General features: G+C 68.1%; 14 protein-coding genes. 3 read left to right on the forward strand and 11 right to left on the reverse strand.

Translation table 11 applies throughout. From position 1 onward, the window contains the following. Nucleotides 1–16: 16 nt before the first annotated feature. Entirely contained in the window at nucleotides 17–1,702 is a 1,686-nt protein-coding gene (locus AC07NF_RS10780; protein ID WP_494631808.1) for a M61 family metallopeptidase, read from the forward strand. Here AC07NF_RS10780 and AC07NF_RS10785 read toward each other — a convergent pair. From AC07NF_RS10785 to AC07NF_RS10795, 3 genes are all read right to left on the reverse strand, one after another. Beyond that, a complete protein-coding gene (locus AC07NF_RS10785; protein ID WP_494631807.1) occupies nucleotides 1,699–2,553 on the reverse strand; it encodes a rhamnogalacturonan acetylesterase in 855 nt (284 codons plus the stop codon). The genes AC07NF_RS10780 and AC07NF_RS10785 overlap by 4 nt on opposite strands. Then, nucleotides 2,553–4,178, reverse strand: a complete 1,626-nt coding sequence (locus AC07NF_RS10790) for a family 43 glycosylhydrolase (RefSeq protein WP_494631806.1) — start codon at nucleotides 4,176–4,178, stop codon at nucleotides 2,553–2,555. The genes AC07NF_RS10785 and AC07NF_RS10790 overlap by 1 nt, the downstream gene beginning before the upstream one ends. A gap of 313 nt (nucleotides 4,179–4,491) precedes the next feature. Continuing rightward, nucleotides 4,492–5,928 (reverse strand): sugar porter family MFS transporter, encoded by a 1,437-nt coding sequence (locus AC07NF_RS10795; protein ID WP_492814536.1) that lies wholly within the window; start codon nucleotides 5,926–5,928, stop codon nucleotides 4,492–4,494. A gap of 345 nt (nucleotides 5,929–6,273) precedes the next feature. Here AC07NF_RS10795 and AC07NF_RS10800 point away from each other — a divergent pair, with 345 nt between their 5' ends. After that, nucleotides 6,274–8,463, forward strand: coding sequence for a TonB-dependent receptor domain-containing protein (locus AC07NF_RS10800; RefSeq protein WP_494631805.1), 2,190 nt, complete (start codon nucleotides 6,274–6,276; stop codon nucleotides 8,461–8,463). On the opposite strand, the gene AC07NF_RS10805 is transcribed toward AC07NF_RS10800, so the two are convergent. The 4 genes from AC07NF_RS10805 to AC07NF_RS10820 form a co-directional block, all read right to left on the reverse strand. Continuing rightward, nucleotides 8,460–8,945 carry a GNAT family N-acetyltransferase gene (locus AC07NF_RS10805; RefSeq protein WP_494631804.1) on the reverse strand — a complete coding sequence of 162 codons (486 nt, stop codon included), beginning with the start codon at nucleotides 8,943–8,945 and terminating at the stop codon, nucleotides 8,460–8,462. The two genes, AC07NF_RS10800 and AC07NF_RS10805, sit on opposite strands and share 4 nt — an antisense overlap. Continuing rightward, nucleotides 8,912–9,520 (reverse strand): GNAT family N-acetyltransferase, encoded by a 609-nt coding sequence (locus tag AC07NF_RS10810; protein ID WP_494631803.1) that lies wholly within the window; start codon nucleotides 9,518–9,520, stop codon nucleotides 8,912–8,914. Before AC07NF_RS10810 ends, AC07NF_RS10805 begins: the two co-directional genes overlap by 34 nt. Beyond that, a complete protein-coding gene (locus AC07NF_RS10815; protein WP_494631802.1) occupies nucleotides 9,517–9,732 on the reverse strand; it encodes a hypothetical protein in 216 nt (71 codons plus the stop codon). Before AC07NF_RS10815 ends, AC07NF_RS10810 begins: the two co-directional genes overlap by 4 nt. 142 nt (nucleotides 9,733–9,874) lie before the next feature. Beyond that, on the reverse strand, nucleotides 9,875–11,275 hold the full coding sequence (locus AC07NF_RS10820; protein WP_494631801.1) for a pyridoxal phosphate-dependent decarboxylase family protein: 1,401 nt from the start codon (nucleotides 11,273–11,275) through the stop codon (nucleotides 9,875–9,877). A gap of 104 nt (nucleotides 11,276–11,379) precedes the next feature. Between AC07NF_RS10820 and AC07NF_RS10825 the strand changes: the two genes are divergently transcribed. After that, nucleotides 11,380–11,565 carry a hypothetical protein gene (locus AC07NF_RS10825; RefSeq protein ID WP_492814545.1) on the forward strand — a complete coding sequence of 62 codons (186 nt, stop codon included), beginning with the start codon at nucleotides 11,380–11,382 and terminating at the stop codon, nucleotides 11,563–11,565. A 35-nt stretch (nucleotides 11,566–11,600) separates the two neighbouring features. On the opposite strand, the gene xylD is transcribed toward AC07NF_RS10825, so the two are convergent. From xylD to AC07NF_RS10845, 4 genes are all read right to left on the reverse strand, one after another. After that, on the reverse strand, nucleotides 11,601–13,376 hold the full coding sequence (gene xylD, locus AC07NF_RS10830; protein ID WP_494631800.1) for a xylonate dehydratase XylD: 1,776 nt from the start codon (nucleotides 13,374–13,376) through the stop codon (nucleotides 11,601–11,603). Continuing rightward, on the reverse strand, nucleotides 13,369–14,232 hold the full coding sequence (xylC, locus tag AC07NF_RS10835; RefSeq protein ID WP_494631799.1) for a D-xylonolactone lactonase: 864 nt from the start codon (nucleotides 14,230–14,232) through the stop codon (nucleotides 13,369–13,371). Before xylC ends, xylD begins: the two co-directional genes overlap by 8 nt. A gap of 109 nt (nucleotides 14,233–14,341) precedes the next feature. Continuing rightward, nucleotides 14,342–15,088, reverse strand: coding sequence for a D-xylose 1-dehydrogenase (xylB, locus tag AC07NF_RS10840; RefSeq protein WP_492814549.1), 747 nt, complete (start codon nucleotides 15,086–15,088; stop codon nucleotides 14,342–14,344). A 5-nt stretch (nucleotides 15,089–15,093) separates the two neighbouring features. Beyond that, nucleotides 15,094–16,530, reverse strand: coding sequence for an aldehyde dehydrogenase family protein (locus AC07NF_RS10845; protein WP_494631798.1), 1,437 nt, complete (start codon nucleotides 16,528–16,530; stop codon nucleotides 15,094–15,096). Between the last annotated feature and the right edge of the window lie 15 nt (nucleotides 16,531–16,545).

Consider the following 16,545-nt stretch of genomic DNA (forward strand, 5'->3'; position numbering starts at 1 on the left):
TGCGTGGGAGGGGCGCGTGAGGCGATTTTTGATCGGCGCGCTGGCCCTTTGCCTGGCGACCGCGGCCAAGGCCGAGCCCGCGACGGTCCGCTACGCCCTGTCGCCCGTGATCGAGAACGGCGCCCTGAAGGCGCTGACCGTCGATATCGACTTCCAGGCCAATGCCGACGGCGTCACCCGGCTGCGGTTTATCGGCAGCTTCCAGGGTGACACGCATCCGGGCCGTCACGCCGAGGGCCTGGTGGTGACCGGCGCGGACAAGATCACGTCGCTGGACGGCGAGCAGACCGAGATCAGCTCGGCGCCCGGCGCGGCGCTGCACGCGCGCTATCGGATCCGATCGGCCTATGACGCGCCGCCCAACACCCAGGACGCCCGCCAGACCAAGCCCGTCGTCCTGCCCGACTGGTTCTATGCGGCAGGCGAGGTGGTCTTTGCCTTTCCTGCCGGTCGACGCGAGGAGGCGGCGACCTTCACCTGGACCGGCGCGTCCGAAGGCTTCGGCTTCGCCTCCGATCTGACCTTGCCGCGACAGCGGACGGTCGAGGACATCCTGCACAGCATCCTGATGGGCTCGCCGCGCCTGAGGATCATCGAGGGCGCCGGCGCGAACGCCAGAACGCGGATAGCGATGCTGGGGGCCTTCGAGCACTTCGACGACCAGGCCTTCGCCGACGCGGCCTTCCGCGTCATCCAGGTCGAGCGCGACTTCTGGGGCGATGGCTCGAGCCCGTTCCTGGTCACCCTGGCGCCGCTGGTCCCGAAGGTCTTCGAGCACTACAGCGGCACGGGACGCACCGACGCCTTCGCGCTGTGGGTCGGGACCTCGCTGAGCCTGCAGGAGGTTCTTCCCCTGCTGGCCCACGAGCATTTCCACACCTGGAACGGCGGCCAGCTGGGCACGCAGCCGGCGGACCGTTCGACCGCCTGGCTGTCGGAGGGCTTCACCGACTTCTACACCCGGCGCCTGCTGCTGCGGGCGGGGTTGTTCGACCTGGAGGCCTATGCCGCGTCCTGGAACGAGTGGCTGCGCGCCTATGGCGTCTCGCCGGCCCGCAACGCCACGCAGGCCCGGATCGTCGAGGTCTATTGGACCGACCGCGACGCCGAGGACATCGCCTACAAGCGCGGGGCCATGATGGCGGCCCTCTTTGATGCTCAGCTGCGCCGCGACGGCCGGACCCTGGACATGGTCATGCGGCTGATGCGCACGCGAAAGAGTCGTGATCCCAAGAGTGGCCTGCGGGCGAACTTCGAAGCGGCGTTCCAGACGGTCGCGGGCCGCTCGCCCCTGCCTGACATCGAGCGCTACGAGATGCGTGGCGAGACCCTGGTCCTGCCGACCGACGCCTTCGCCTGCCTGAAGCTCGACACGGTGACCCAGCCGGTCTTCGATGTGGGCTTCGACACGGACGCCACCGCCGAGAAGGGGGTCTTCACCGGCGTCGATCCGGCGGGGCCAGCCTATGCCGCCGGCCTACGCGACGGCATGAAGCGCCTCAAGCGGGAAGGCGGGGCGATGAACGACTCCAGCGTGGAGCTGGCCTACACCGTCGCCGACGCGGCTGGGCGCGAGCAGGTCGTTCGCTACAAGCCGGCAGGCAAGACCCGCGTGACCTTCCAGAAGCTGTCCGTTTCCGCGACGCTGACGCCAGAGGACGAGAGGGCCTGCGTGAGGACGCTGAGCGGCCTCTACCCCTAGGGCAGCAACTGCCGCCCCAGCTCCGGCACGGCTTGCGCCAAGGCCTTCGCCACCATCGCCGAGAACACGTCCGCGCCCTCAGGCCCCACGTGGGTGTAGTCGAACACCGGCTTGAAGCTGCCCATCGGGCTCGGCGGCGACGGCGGAGCGGCCGGCGGCCGCGGCGGGACGACGGCGCCGGGGATGGCGGGTTCGTAGAAGGCCGCGCCGGTGGTGGTGCCGGACTTGGCGGCGGCCGCGACCTCGGCGGGCGGCGGGGCTTCGCCCAGCTTCAGGGCCTCGACCGGACCCATCGCCTGGACGGCGTCCTTGGACAGCTTGTGCAGGTCGACTAGCGGCGCGCCCGTCTCGGCGGCGACCTTGCGGATCGCGTCGGCCCAGGGGGCCAGGTCGTCATGGACCTGGCCGTCCTTGAACTGGCGGCGGATCAGCGGGGTGACCAGCACCGGCGTCGCGCCAGCCGCGCGGGCCTCGTCGACGAAGCGCTTGATGTTGACCGGGAACTCGGTGGCCAGGTCCGTCGAGCGCTCGGGCCGGCCCGGCTGGTCGTTGTGGCCCAGCTGGATCAGGACATAGGTCTTGGCGAAGCCGCCCGACGTCATCTCCTTCAGGGCCAGGGCCCACGAGCCCTCCTCGCGATAGGTCCGGCTGGAGCGCCCGCCGCGTCCCAGGTTCACGCAGGCGACGTTCGAGCTGACGTGCTTGGCGCAGAAGCTGCCGCCCCAGCCGCTACTCACGGCCGTGGTGGAGTCGCCCACGAGAACGATCTTCGGGGCCTTGAACATCGGCTCTTGAGCCTGGGCCGCGAACGGCGCTGCGATCAGCGCCGCCGCGAGGAGGGCGGCGCGCATTACGCCAGGGCCCGGTACTTGAAGTTCTTGAACCGCGCCGAGCCCTTGCCGGCCGCATAGAGGCCCGGCTTCAGCATCAGGAAGCCGCCGCGCACATTGTGGTGGTAGCCGCTGACTTCCATGCCGCGGTCGAAGCGCTTCCAGGTCTGGCCGCCGTCGCCGCTGGTGTGGAAGCTGACGATGTGGCGGGTGTTGATCAGCTTCATCAGCATCTTCGAGCCGTGCGGGTTGGCCGGACGCCCGCGCTCGATGCCGTACTGGTGGGTGACGAAGTTCTTCTGATCGAAGCCCAGGCCCACATACAGCTGGCGATCGTAGAACAGGATCAGGCCGGCGCGGGTGTCGGCGTCGACCTCGATCTCGCACTCGATCTCATAGGCCTGGTCGCCGTTGACGAAGATCAGCGGCGCGCCGCTGGACGGGGCCTCGCCGGCGCCCTTCAGGGTCATGACGCCGTTGGCGCGGCTCAGGCGCTGGTGCTCGCCCGGCTTGGGATCGAAGAAGTTCCATTGCACGCCGTACTTGTCGGTCTGGAAGTCGTCCGACAGCGCCATGCCGTGCGGGCCGGCCTTGCCGCCCTTGGGCTTCTTGATGGGCTGGGACAGGTCGCCGCCGCCCACGTCGAACCAGCCGTCGGCGGTCCAGGTGACCGGGGCCAGCAGGGTCTGGCGGCCCAGCGTGTAATAGCCGTTCTCGTAGCCGTGATAGACGGTCCACCAGTCGCCGGGCGTGGGGCCCTCGACCAGGGTGGCGTGGCCGCGCGACCACCACTTCTCGCTGTTGTCGACGGTGCGCACGATCGGGTTGCGCGGATGGTCTTCCCACGGGCCGGCCAGCGACTTCGAACGCGCCACGATGACCATGTGGCCGGTCGGCGGGCCCGCCGTGCCGCCCACGGCGGTGACCAGGTAGAAGTACTCGCCGCGCTTCATGACCTTGGGGCCTTCGGGCGAGAAGCCCTCGACGTCCCAGGTGTCGGGATAGCGCCACGGGTTGTAGACGTGCTCGGGCGCGCCGACCGTCGACAGGCCGTCGGGGGCCAGCTTGATGCGGTCGCCGCCCGAGAGGAACAGCCAGCGGTCGCCCTTCTCGTCGACGATGTGGCCGGGGTCGATATAGCGGGGCAGCTTCAGGTCGACCGGCTCGGACCACGGGCCTTCGATCTTGTCGGCCCAGATCACGTAGCTGGTGTTGTTGTTGGGCATCTTGGCCGGCAGGTAGATGTAGTAGCGGCCCTTGTGCTTGCAGATCTCGGGCGCCCAGATCGAGCCCACGTTCGTCTTCAGCGTCGTGGTGACCGGGGTCCAGTTCACCAGGTCCTTGGAGTGCCAGATCAAGAGACCCGGATACGCGTCGAACGACGAGTGGGTCATGTAGTAGTCGTCGCCGTCCTTCAGGATCGACGGGTCGGGGTGGTCGCCGGCCAGGATCGGATTGAGGAACGTACCGTCGCCCAGGTCGGCCTTGCGCTGACCCTCGACGCCCTTGACCCAGGTCGGGCCGGTGGTGGTCTTGGCGGGCAGCAGGCCCATCTGGCCAGCAGCTTCGGAGGTGGCGGGCAGGGCGGCCAGGCCGGCGCCGGTCAGCAGCGAGCCCAGCGCGCCGCGACGATTGATATCGACCATGGGGTATTCCTCCCGACGAGTACTTTGGTTGCGGTCACTTAGCGGCAAGCGCGCTCCGCTGTCCACCGGTGTCATACTTTGTTGCGTTTGATTTCTATGACGTTTTTCCAAAACGCTACAAAGGGTCGTAACAACGATGCGACCCCGAAAATCCGCACAAAAAAACGCCCGGGAGATGGCCCCCCGGGCGTCTTTGAATCTGCTCCCCCGCTGGGGGAGCTGTCGCGGAGCGACTGAGGGGGCATCGCCGGCATAGGCCTAGTTGCCCCCTCCGGCCCTCCGGGCCACCTCCCCCAGAAGGGGAGGAGAAGGTTTAGCCCTCCATCGCCTCCAGTTCCTTGCCACGGGTCTCGTGGATCAGCTTCTGGACCAGGAAGAACGAGACCACGGCGCTGGCGGCGTAGAAGCCGTAGGTCGCGGCCAGGCTCAGCTTGGCCATGGCCGGGAAGCTGAACGAGATGGCGAAGTTGGCCATCCACTGGGCGAAGCCGGCGACGGCCAGGGCCGAGCCGCGCATCTGGTTGGGGAACATCTCGCCCAGCATGACCCACATGACCGGGCCCCAGGAGAGGTTGAAGAAGATCACGTACAGGTTGGCGGCGATCAGGGCGATCGGGCCAACGCTGGCGTCCAGGTGCAGGGCGCCGTTGACCGTGGTGGCGGTCGAGAAGCACCAGGTCAGGACGCCCAGGGTCACGGCCATGCCGGCCGAGCCGATCAAGAGCAGGGGCTTGCGGCCGATGCGGTCGATCAGGGCGATCGCGGCCAGGCAGGCGATGATCGACAGCGCGCCCGACAGGATGTTGATCTTCAGGCTGTCGTCCTCGGTGAAGCCCACCGACTGCCACAGCACCGAGCCGTAGTAGAAGACGATGTTGATGCCGACGAACTGCTGGAAGATGGCCAGGACCAGGCCGGCCCACAGGATCGGACGGATCTTCTTGGTGGCCGGGTCCAGCAGGTCCGAGAACTTCGGCTTGTGGTCGGCGTTCAGCGAGGCGCGGATTTCGGCGACCTTGGCCGCGCCGGCGCCGGCGCCGAACAGGCGCGACAGCACCTTCTCGGCCTCGGCTTCCTTGCCCTTGGCGACCAGGTAGCGCGGGCTTTCCGGGATGCCCAGCAGGCACACCAGGAACACGCCGGCCGGGATGACCTGCATCCAGAACATCCAGCGCCAGGCGGGCAGGCCCAGCCAGAACTCGGCGGTCGAGCTGCCGGCGGTGTGGGCCAGGATGTAGTTGGCCAGGAACGCGCCGGTCAGGCCGGTGATGATCATGATCTGCTGCACGGACGACAGGCGGCCGCGGATGTTCGCGGGCGTGACTTCCGAGATGTAGACGGGGCAGAGCACGCTGGCCGCGCCGACGCCCAGACCGCCGATCAGGCGGAAGATGACGAAGATGGTCGAGGTGTGGGCCGCGCCGGTGCCCAGGGCGCTGATGATGAACAGGATCGCCGAGATGATCATCACCGTGCGGCGGCCCCACACGTCGGCCAGGCGGCCGGCGGCGAAGGCGCCGATCGCGCAGCCGATCAGGATGGCGGCCACGTTCAGGCCGGTGCCGAAGGCGGTGAGCTTGAAGGCGCTGTTCAGGCCTTCCTGGGTGCCGTTGATGACGCCGCTGTCATAGCCGAACATGAAGCCGCCGATCGTGGCGACGGCGACGATGCCGGCGACGAAGGCCATGTTGACCTTGCCCCCATCGGCGCTCATGCCGGCGCTAGGGCCAGCGTTGGAAACTGAAGCCACAGGTGTCCTCCCCGTTGGGCCCGTCCGGCCCGTTTGATGCCCTATGGTCCTTGTCGGACCTCTAGTTGCCGGCGACATTAGTGTTACCGGTATCAGCGCGCAAGCGGCGGTTCTTCGACCCCCTTCAGCGCACGAGACTCACCCCTGCGGTCCTTCGATAGCAGTTTCCGTGACGTCATGAGTAGGACGCGCGGCGGCGAACATTGCGGAAAAGATATTTGTCTTCCGGGCGAAAGGGGCGCTACACATCGGAAGGCTAAATCTTACACATGTACTTTTTGTAATGTTACCGGTGTCGGCGTTGCAGCGTCGGCGCGTCGGGGCCTTGAGTCTCTGGGGGATACCGTGCGTCTGAAGCTTGCTCTTTTCGCCGCCGCGACGGCGTTGCTGCCGGTCGTTGGCCACGCGCAGACCGCCCCAGCGCCGTCCGCTCAGGCCGCGCCGAAGCCCGCCGCGAAAGAGGGCTCGACCTCGGTTGAAGCCGTGACGATCACGTCGGACTCCACGGCCACCCGCACCTCGATCGACAGCCGCAGCTACAGCGTCGCCAATGACCTGACGGCCAAGACCGGCTCGATCGCCGACGCCCTGCGCAACGTGCCTTCGGTCGAGGTCGATGTGCGCGGCAATGTCAGCCTGCGCGGCGACGCCAATGTCACGATCATGATCGACGGCAAGCCCAGCAACCAGTTCACCGGCGAGGGCAAGGGCGACGCCCTGATGTCGATGCCGGCCGACCAGATCGATCGGGTCGAGGTGATGACCAACCCGTCGGCCGCCTTCCGTCCGGACGGCTCGGCCGGGATCATCAACCTGGTCACCAAGAAGACCATGAAGCCGGGCACGAACGGCACCTTCCGCTTCAATGTCGACACCCTGGGCCGCCACAACGGCGGCGTCAGCGCCACGCGCCGCAACGGCAAGCTGACCCTGAGCGGCGACGCCAGCTATCGCTACGACACCCAGGACGCTCGCCAGCTGATCCAGCGCGAGACCCTGGATACCGCCAGCGGCCGCTTCCTGCCCAGCACCCAGGACGCCGACGTCCAGAACAAGGGCGGCATGGCCAACCTGCGCGGCGGCGTCGACTACGACCTCGACAAGCAGAACCGCATCAGCGGCGAGGTTCGTTATCGCCGCATGCAATTCGACAGCGATATCCACGAGACCTACGCGGCCCAGAACGCCGCCGGCGCGAGCGCTCGCGCCTATGTCCGCGACCTGGACGGCGAGATGACCCGCGACAACGCCGCCGTCAGCGCCGACTGGCGCCGGCAGATGAAGGGCGCCGACCACCTGCTGACCTCGCACCTGGAGTACGAGGTCACCGACTTCCAGCGCGACTTCGACGCCCGCACGGCTAACACGCCGGGCGCGACGGTCTACGAGCATGTCGGCCTGGGCGTCGACCAGGAGCGGGCCAACTGGAAGCTGGACTACGTCAAGCCGCTGCCCAAGGACGTCAAGCTGAAGACCGGCCTGGACTTCGAGCTGTCCAGCAACGACTTCACCAATTTCGGCGCCAGCGGCGCCAGCGCGGGCGGCCTGGTGACCGATCCGGCGCGCACCAACCGCTACCTGTATGACCAGGACGTCTATGCTGGTTACGTCACCTATGAGCGCCCGTTCGGCGACTTCACGGTGCAGGGCGGCCTGCGGGCCGAGCAGGTGCAGATCGACCTGAACGACGTCACCCACGCGGTGAAGGCCGACAACAGCTACTTCAAGGTCTACCCGACCCTGCACACCGGCTATCGCCTGAACGAGAACCAGAACCTCAGCGCCAGCTTCAGCCGCCGCGTCCAGCGGCCGGGCGCCCAGGACCTGCATCCGTATCGGGTCTATATCGACCCCTTCAACTACCGGCAGGGCAATCCGAACCTGAAGCCGCAGATCACCGACTCGTTCGAGCTGGGCTACCAGTACCGCAAGGGGCCGACGACCTATCTGGCCACGGCCTATTTCCGCGACGCCAAGGACGGGGTGACCGACGTGGTCAGCAACCTGGGCAACGGCGTCTTCCTGACCACCCGCGAGAACCTGGGCAAGAGCCGCAGCGGCGGCGTCGAGCTGGTCGCCAATGGCCGCCTGACCAAGACCCTGACCTACAACCTCTCGGGCAACATGTTCTGGAACGAGATCGACGCGGCCAATCTGGGCTTTGCCGGTAACCGTTCGGGCACGACCCTGTCGGGCCGCGCCAACCTGAACTGGCAGGCCACGCCCAAGGACTTCTTCCAGGCCAACGTCTTCACCTCGGGCAAGCGCATCACCCCGCAGGGCTATCGCGAGCCGTTCAAGATGCTGAACCTGGGCTATCGCCGGAAGGTCAACGACAAGCTGTCGTTCGTGGTCACGGCCCAGGACGCGGCGGACTGGTTCCAGGAGGTGGTCGTCACCGAGACGCCGACCCTGCGCGACCGCACTCGCCGCAGCGCCAATGTCCGCTCGGTGTTCTTCGGCTTCAGCTACGCCTTCGGCGGCGGCAAGGCGCGGCCTGAGCAGTTCGACTTCAGCGGCGGCGGGCCGGGCTAGGTCAGGGCCTTCTCGTAGCGCCAGACCTCGAGCGGGAACATGCCCGCCGAGGTCTCGGTGGGCACGACTTCGGTGCGGGCCAGGGTCCAGCCGCTCTTCTCGTAGAAGCGGGCGGCGCGGGCGTTGCCGATGGCGCAGGCCAGCCAGGGCGTGGTGATCCCCAGGTCCAGCAACCGCGCCTCGGCGTCGGCCATCAGGGCGGCGGCCGCGCCGGTGCCGCGCGCCTCGCCGGCCAGGTAGAACTGGTTCAGCTCGTCGGCCTTGATGAAGTGGAAGCCCAGCGGCGCGCCGCCAGAACCAGGGGGCGGTCCCAGCACCCGGACGCCGGGCAGGGCGGCGGCCATGCGGTCGGTGAAGCTGTCCAGCGTGCGCAGGGCGACCAGGGCCTCGGGGACCAGCGTCAGGTGCGCGTCGCGCCAGCCCTGATGCCAGAGGCCGGCCAAGGCGGTCAGTTCGGAAGGTTCGGCGGGACGGAGGTCCATGGCGTCACTCGGTGCAGGCGTTCCTCCGCCTGCGTAGCGCGTTCGGCGGCGCGCCGCGACCCGAACAGCTCTCGCTCCGCGCGGTCCGCCCAGGGCGAGGTCTGGGCCAGCTGTTTTTCGTAGCGCCAGATCTTCAGCGGATACCAGCCGCCGGGGATCTCGGTCGGGATGGTCTGGGGCCGGGCCAGGGTCCAGCCGGTCTTCTGGCAGAAGCGGGCGGCGCGGGTGTTGCCGATCGGACAGGCCAGCCAGGGCGTGTCGATCCCGGCGTCCAGCAGGCGCGCCTCGGCGTCGACGACCAGCATGGTCGCGATGCCCGCGCCCCGGTACTCCTCGTCGACATAGAGCTGGTTCAGCTCGTCGTCCTTGACCAGGTGGAAGCCCAGCGGCGCGCCGACCGGTCCTAGCGTCCGTACGCGCGGCAGGGCCACGGCCATGCGGTCGATGAAGCTGTCCAGGGTGCGCCTTGCAGCCAGGGCCTTGGGGACCAGCGGCAGATAGGCGTCGCGCCAGCCCTGCCACCACAGGCGGGCCAAGGGCGCGAGATCAGGGGCCTGGGCGGGGCGAACGCTCATCGACGGTCCTCCTTGGGAGGCAGGACAGCCGGCGTCTTGCGCAGCGCGCCGCGCACGCTTTTGAAGACCAAGACGGTTAAGGCGGCGATCGCGGCGGGGATCAAGGCCAGGAGCCAGACCACCACGACCAGGCCGAGCTGCAGCGCCGTCACCAAGACCACCAGGGTCGGCGATTCCGGACGTTCAACAGGGGCTCGTGTCACCGACAACATGCTGTCCGCACTAGATAAAACAGCCCCCGATACCGCAACCATAGACCTATTTTGAGTTTCAACCCAGAAGAGAATTTTACAATTCACTGCAGGTTTTTTAGGAAATTCTTAAGCTTCTTTACATGGTCAGGCTCGTTTACTTTTAAGCCTCTTTAACTATGCGCCACGCCGCGATCACCGCGGCGACCGTGATCTCGCCGTCGCGGTCGGTGGTGGCGGCCGACGAGACCGAGACCCGCATCACCCAGCGTCCCCGCCAGGTCGCCGCGCCGATGAAGGCGATGGCGTCGGCCTGGATCTGCTCGACCGTGGCCAGGGTGGCGGCGTCGTCGTCGCCAAAGCGGACCATGAACTGGTTCAGCACCACCTCGGCGACCAGTTCGACACCGGGCTCGGCGGCCAGGGCGCTGGCCATGTCCGACGCGATGCGGCTGCCGCGCTCGACCAGCTCGGCGATGCCGGAGCGGCCGTACTGGCGCAGCATGGCCCAGGTCGAGAGGCCCCGCGCCCGCCGCGACAGCTCGGGCACATAGGCCGAGGGCTCGCGGTCCGCGCCTTGGGCCGGTGGCAGGTAGCTGGCCGAGATGGCCATGGCCCGGCGGTGGGCCTCGGCGTCGCGGACGATGGCGAAGCCGCAGTCATAGGGCGTCTGCAGCCACTTGTGGCCATCGGTGGCCCAGCTGTCGGCCTGGTCGACGCCGGCCAACTGGTCGGCGCGGCCGGGCGCGGCGCGTCCCCACAGGCCAAAGGCGCCGTCGACGTGCAGCCAAGCCCCGGCGGCCTTGGCCATCGGCGCGATCTCGAGGAAGGGATCGCTGGCTCCGGTGTTGATCTGGCCGGCCTGGGCGATGGCGATGACCGGGCCTTCTCCCTTGATCGCCTGCTCGAAGGCCGACGGCAGCATGCGGCCCAGCGCGTCGGTCTCGACCGTGATCACCCGCCTGGCGCCCAGGCCGAGGTACTTCAGCCCAGAGAACACGGTGGCGTGGGCGTCGGCGCCGATCAGCACCCGCACCGGCGGCGCGCCGATCAGGCCGTCGGCCTCGACGTCCCATCCGACGCGGGCCAGCACCTCCGACCGCGCGGCGGCCAGGCAGACGAAGTTGGCCACCGTGGCGCCGGTGACGTAGCCGACCGAGGCCTGGCGCGGCAGGTCCAGGATCTCCAGCAGCCAACTGGCCGCCACCGTCTCGATCGCGGCGGCGGCGGGGGCCGAGGTGAGATTGCCGACGTTCTGGCCCCAGGCCGAGGCCAGCCAGTCGGCGGCGACGCCCGTCGGGTGCGAATTGCCGATCACCCAGCCGAAGAACCGTGGCCCGGTCGCGGCGCGGACGCCCGGCGTGGCGCGGGTGATCAGGTCGTCGATGATCGCGCCCGGCGCGTCCGGGGTCTCGGGCAGGGGCGCATCGAAGACCGCCAGCATGTCGCGATAGGTCGCCACCGGCGTCGTCTCGGCGGCGGCGACGCCCCGTCGATAGGCGATCGCCTCCCGCGCGGCCGCCTCCATGGCCGCCAAGCCGTCTTCGAAGTCCTGCGATGTCATGGGTCCCTCCGTTCACCATGAGGGGATCCACAGGCCAAGCGGTCAAGCTGCCATGCTCTGGCCCAATTGAGGCTCGACGTTGCGTTGAGCGTTTGAGTGGCTGGATGTCCGACCAGAACCGAAATCTTTCCGTGCGCCGCTACGGCGACCGTTGGGCCGTGGCGGTCGGCGACGAGGTCGTGCTGGTCTCGCGCTCGAAGCAGGACGCTGAGTCGGTGGTCGCGATCGCCAACGACGTGCTGGAACAGAGCGGCATCGACGCCGAGCGGCGGTCGTTCGCGGAGGACTAAGAAAAAAGCCCCGGATCGCTCCGGGGCTTTTCTTTTTAGTGGTTATGCCGGGGAAGCTTGGACGCCAGGTCCTGGTACTTCACCGCGAACTCCAGAACCCCGCCGGTTTCCAGCTGGCCCGTGTGGGCGCGGTAGATTTCCTGCCAGGGGGTCATGGTCTCCGGCACGGCCGGAATGCCTTCCTTGCGGCGTTCGGCGATCACGGCGTCATCCACCAGCGCGTCGCAGCGGCCGGTGTTGATGTCGATGCGGATGGTGTCGCCGGTGCGCAGCCACGACAGGCCGCCGCCGATGGCGCTTTCCGGCGAGGCGTTCAGGATCGAGGGGCTGTCGGCGGTGCCCGACTGGCGGCCGTCGCCCAGCGTCGGCAGGGACATGATCCCCTTCTTCAGCAGGTGATCCGGCGGCTGCATGTTAACGACCTCGGCCGAGCCGGGCCAGCCGATCGGACCGGCGCCGCGGATGACGAGAATGCAGCTCTCGTCGATGTTCAGCGCCGGGTCGTTGATCCGGTGATGGTAGTCGTCCGAGCCGTCGAACACGATGGCGCGGGCCTCGAACACGCCTTCCTGGCCCGGCTTGGACAGGTAGCGTTCGCGGAAGTCGGCGCCGATGACGCTGGCCTTCATGATCGCGAAGTCGAACAGGTTGCCCTTCAGCACCAGGAAGCCGGCCTTCTCGGCCAGCGGCTGGGCGTAGGGGAAGATCACCTCGCGGTCGCCGGTCTCGCGGCCCTCGAGGTTCTCGGCCATGGTCTTGCCGGTCACCGTCAGCACGTCGCCGTGCAGGCGGCCTTGCTGCAGCAACTCCCACAGCACGGCGGGCGCGCCGCCGGCCCGGTGGAAGCGTTCGCCCAGATATTTGCCGGCCGGCTGCATGTTGACGATCAGCGGGATGTCGTAGGCCGCGCGCCAGTCGTCGGCGGTGACTTCCAGCCCGGCGTGACGCGCCATGGCCGCGATGTGCGGCTGGGCGTTGGTCGAGCCGCCGGCCGCCGCCACCAGGGCGATGGCGTTCTCGAAGGCCTTCTTGGTGAGGATGTCCTTGGGCTTGATGTCCTCATAGGCCAGGTCGACGATCCGTTGGCCCGTGCGATAGGCCATCTGGCCACGCTCGCGATAGGGGGCCGGGATGGCCGCGCAGCCGGTCAGCGACAGGCCCAGGGCCTCGGCCACGGCATTCATGGTCGAGGCCGTGCCCATGGTGTTGCAGTGGCCGGCCGAGGGGGCCGAGGAGGCCGCGCGCTCGATGAACTCGGCCTCGGTGATCTCGCCGGCCGCCAGCTTGCGGCGCGAGCGCCAGATGACGGTGCCCGAGCCGACCAGCTCGTTCTCGTGCCAGCCGTCCAGCATCGGACCGCCCGACAGCACGATGGCCGGGATGTTGACCGTGGTGGCCGCCATGATCCCGGCCGGGGTGGTCTTGTCGCAGCCGGTGGTCAGGACGACGGCGTCGATCGGATAGCCGTGCAGGGTCTCGACCAGACCCAGGTACGACAGGTTCCGGTCCAGCGCCGCCGTCGGACGACGGCAGTTCTCGAAGATCGGGTGGACCGGGAACTCCATCGGAATGCCGCCGGCGTCGCGGATCCCGTCCCGGACCCGGGTGACCAGGTCCAGGTGGATGCGGTTGCACGGCGAGATGTCGCTGCCGGTCTGGGCGATGCCGATGATCGGCTTGCCGCTGCGCAGCTCCTCCGGCGTGATCCCGTAGTTCATGAAGCGCTCCAGATAGAGCGCGGTCATGTCGATATGGTCCGGATTATCGAACCAATCGCGGGACCGGAACCGGCGGGGCGTGCGATCAGACAAGGCGAACCTCGTGTTGGGGCTGGCCCGCGACGTCGACCCGAACCGCGAACAGGCCGCCGGCCAGCGGATACTGGGCCAGGGTTTCGTCGCTCAGGCCCTTGCGGGCGGTGGTGAAGAACAGGATGTTGAGGTCAGGACCGCCGAAGCAGACCTTGGTGACGTTCGGGGCGGGCAGCTCGATGCGGGCGACCAGTTCGCCTTCCGGCGAGACGCGGATCACGCCGAAGCCGCCCCACAGGGCGATCCACAGGTGGCCTTGGGAATCGACCACCGTGCCGTCCGGATAGACGTCGTCGCCCAGCTTGACGTTCACGAACGCGCGCTTGTTCGACAGCGTCCCGTCCTCGGCCAGGTCATAGGCCCAGACGATCTTTTCCAGGGTGTCGGTGTGGTAGAAGGTCTTGCCGTCCGGCGAGACGCACGGGCCGTTGGTGATGCAGATGTCCTTGTCCATCCGCGCCACGCCGGTCGCGTCCATGCGGTACAGCGAGCCGCTCTTGGTCGCTTCGCCGTCGTGCATGGTGCCGAACCACAGGCGGTGTTGGGCGTCGACGGTGGCGTCGTTGGGGCGATTGTTCAGCGCGGGGTCTTCCACGGTGACCAGCGGCCTGAAGCCCAGCGCCTGGTGGAAGCGGTGCAGACCGCTCTTGAGGCCGACGATGAAGCCGCCTTCCGGCGCCAGCGGAGCCAGGAACGTCACCTGCTCGGGCGCGTCGATGCTCAGCGTCTCGCCGTCGAGGGTGTAGCGGTGGATCTTGTGGCCCTTGATGTCCACGAACCACAGGGCGTCGCCGTGCCAGATAGGGCCTTCGCCCAGGGTGGCCTTCAGATCCCAAACGCAGGTAGCGGCGCTCATGCTCGCATCGTCTCCGTAAAACCGGTGTTGGCCGTTCGATAGGACGGGGAGGGCCTCCAGGGAAGTCCTCCTTTCGTCGAACGGCCTTGCCAGTTAGCGGCTTGGCCGATCAGCGCCAGCCCGCGTCGATCCAGTACTCGTGGCCGGTGCAGAGGCTGGCGTCGTCCGAGGCCAGGAACAGCACCAGCGAGGCGACGTTCTCCGGGACCAGGCGGCCCTTCAGGCACTGGGCCTTGACGATCTCGGCCTCGCCTTCGGGCGTGTACCACTTCTCCTGGCGTTTGGTCTTGACGTTGCCCGGCACCACGCAGGTGACGCGGATGTCGTCGGGGCCCAGCTCACGGGCGAGAGCCCGGGTCATGCCCTCGATGCCGGCCTTGGCGGTTTCGTACAGGACCAGGTCTTCCAGCCCGAGGTGCCAGCTGATCGAACCGAAGTTGATCACCGCCCCGCCGCCACGCTTGGCCATGCCCGGCGCGACGGCCTGGGTGCAGAACAGCATGTGGCGCAGGTTGACGTTGATGCGCTCGTCCCAATAGGCCGGCGTGACATCGCCCAGGCTGTGGCGGTCGTCATTGCCGGCGTTGTTGACCAGCACGTCGACGTCGCCGATCTCGGCGAACACCGCCTTGATCGAGTCTAGGTTCAGCAGGTCGCAGCGCTTGTAGACCGGCGGGATGGCCGAGCCCGAGAGCTCGGCTTCCAGCGCCTTGGAGTCTTCGTCGGCGATGTCCAGGAAGATCACTTCCGCGCCCTGGCGCGCGAAGCCGGCGGTGAGGCCGGCCCCGATCCCCGAGCCGCCGCCGGTGATGACGACGCGCTTGCCCTTCAGGCTGGGGTAGATGGCTGACGACATGCTGCTTACGACCACGAGTAGGAGGTTTTGGTCTGGGTGAAGAACTCGACCGCCGCGAAGCCCTGTTCGCGGGCGCCGTACGAGCTGCTCTTCGTGCCGCCGAACGGCACGTGGTAGTCGACGCCGGCCGTGGCAAGGTTGACCATGGTCATGCCGGCCTTGGCGTGGCGCTGGAAGTGGCGCGCGTATTTCAGCGAGGTCGTGGCGATGCCGGCCGACAGGCCAAACTCGACGCCGTTGGCGATCTCCAGGGCCTCTTCGTACGACCCCACGCGGATGGTCGAGGCGACGGGGCCGAAGACCTCCTCGTTGTTGATCCGCATGCCGGCTTGCGTGTCGGCGATCAGGGTCGGCTGCACGTACCAGCCGGGGTTGTCCAGCTTCAGACGATCACCGCCGGTGACCAGACGGCCGCCTTCGCCCTTGGCGATGTCGATGTACTTGTACGACGTCTCCATCTGGTCTTCGGAGACGGCCGGGCCGATCTGGGTGTTGGGGTCCAGAGCATCGCCGACGCGCAGGGCGGCGACCTTCTCGGCCAGCAGGGCCACGAACTTGTCGTGGATGCCGTCCTGGACGATCAGGCGCGAGCTGGCGGTGCAGCGCTGGCCGGTGGCGTAGAACGAGCCGTCCAGGGCGATGGCGACGGCGCGTTCCAGGTCGGCGTCATCCAGGATGATCAGCGGGTTCTTGCCGCCCATCTCCAGCTGCACACGGGCCTGGCGGGCCACGGCGGCGGCCGCGACCTGCGCGCCCACGCCTTGCGAGCCCGTGAAAGAGACGCCGTCGACGTCCTTGTGCTTGATCAGGGCGTCGCCCATCGCGCCGCGGCCGAACAGCATGTTGAACACGCCGGCCGGAGCGCCGCATTCCTGCATGATGTCGGCCAGCACGTTGGCGGTGGCCGGGGTCGGGCCGGCCGGCTTGATCACCACGGTGTTGCCGAAGGCCAGCGCGGGCGCGGCCTTCCAGGCCGGGATGGCGATCGGGAAGTTCCAGGGGGTCACGAGACCGAAGACGCCGACGGCCTGGCGATAGGTCTGGACCTCGACGCCCGGACGGGTCGATTCTAGGTTCTGGCCGTGGCGGCGCAGGGCCTCGCCGGCGAAGTATTTGAAGATGCGGCCGGCGCGGACGGTCTCGCCGACGCCTTCCGCAACCGTCTTGCCTTCTTCGCGGGCCAGCAGCTTACCGATGTCGGCGCTGCGGGCGATGATGGTGCTGCCGACCTTGTCCAGCAGGTCCGAGCGGACTTCCGGCGAGGCTTCCGACCACGATGGGAAGGCTTTCTTGGCGGCGTCGACGGCGGCGTCGACCTCGGCCGAGCCGCCGTTCGGAACCTGGGCGACGACGTCGTTGGTGTTCGACGGGTTCAGGCTCTGGGTCGGGGCGTCCGAAGCGACGCGTTCGCCGCCGATGTAGTGGCGCAGGGTATCGGTCATCGCGCTTGCTTTCGA

It is taken from the genome of Caulobacter sp. GW821-FHT10A06, from assembly GCF_059415805.1.

What these genes read in the sequence shown, in the direction of transcription:
- AC07NF_RS10785 (WP_494631807.1), bottom strand. Translation starts at nt 2,553, where the DNA reads ATGCGCGCCGCCCTCCTCGCGGCGGCGCTGATCGCAGCGCCGTTCGCG.
- AC07NF_RS10790 (WP_494631806.1), bottom strand. Translation starts at nt 4,178, where the DNA reads ATGGTCGATATCAATCGTCGCGGCGCGCTGGGCTCGCTGCTGACCGGC.
- AC07NF_RS10805 (WP_494631804.1), bottom strand. Translation starts at nt 8,945, where the DNA reads ATGGACCTCCGTCCCGCCGAACCTTCCGAACTGACCGCCTTGGCCGGC.
- AC07NF_RS10810 (WP_494631803.1), bottom strand. Translation starts at nt 9,520, where the DNA reads ATGAGCGTTCGCCCCGCCCAGGCCCCTGATCTCGCGCCCTTGGCCCGC.
- AC07NF_RS10815 (WP_494631802.1), bottom strand. Translation starts at nt 9,732, where the DNA reads ATGTTGTCGGTGACACGAGCCCCTGTTGAACGTCCGGAATCGCCGACC.
- AC07NF_RS10820 (WP_494631801.1), bottom strand. Translation starts at nt 11,275, where the DNA reads ATGACATCGCAGGACTTCGAAGACGGCTTGGCGGCCATGGAGGCGGCC.
- AC07NF_RS10825 (WP_492814545.1), top strand. Translation starts at nt 11,380, where the DNA reads ATGTCCGACCAGAACCGAAATCTTTCCGTGCGCCGCTACGGCGACCGT.
- xylC (WP_494631799.1), bottom strand. Translation starts at nt 14,232, where the DNA reads ATGAGCGCCGCTACCTGCGTTTGGGATCTGAAGGCCACCCTGGGCGAA.
- xylB (WP_492814549.1), bottom strand. Translation starts at nt 15,088, where the DNA reads ATGTCGTCAGCCATCTACCCCAGCCTGAAGGGCAAGCGCGTCGTCATC.
- AC07NF_RS10845 (WP_494631798.1), bottom strand. Translation starts at nt 16,530, where the DNA reads ATGACCGATACCCTGCGCCACTACATCGGCGGCGAACGCGTCGCTTCG.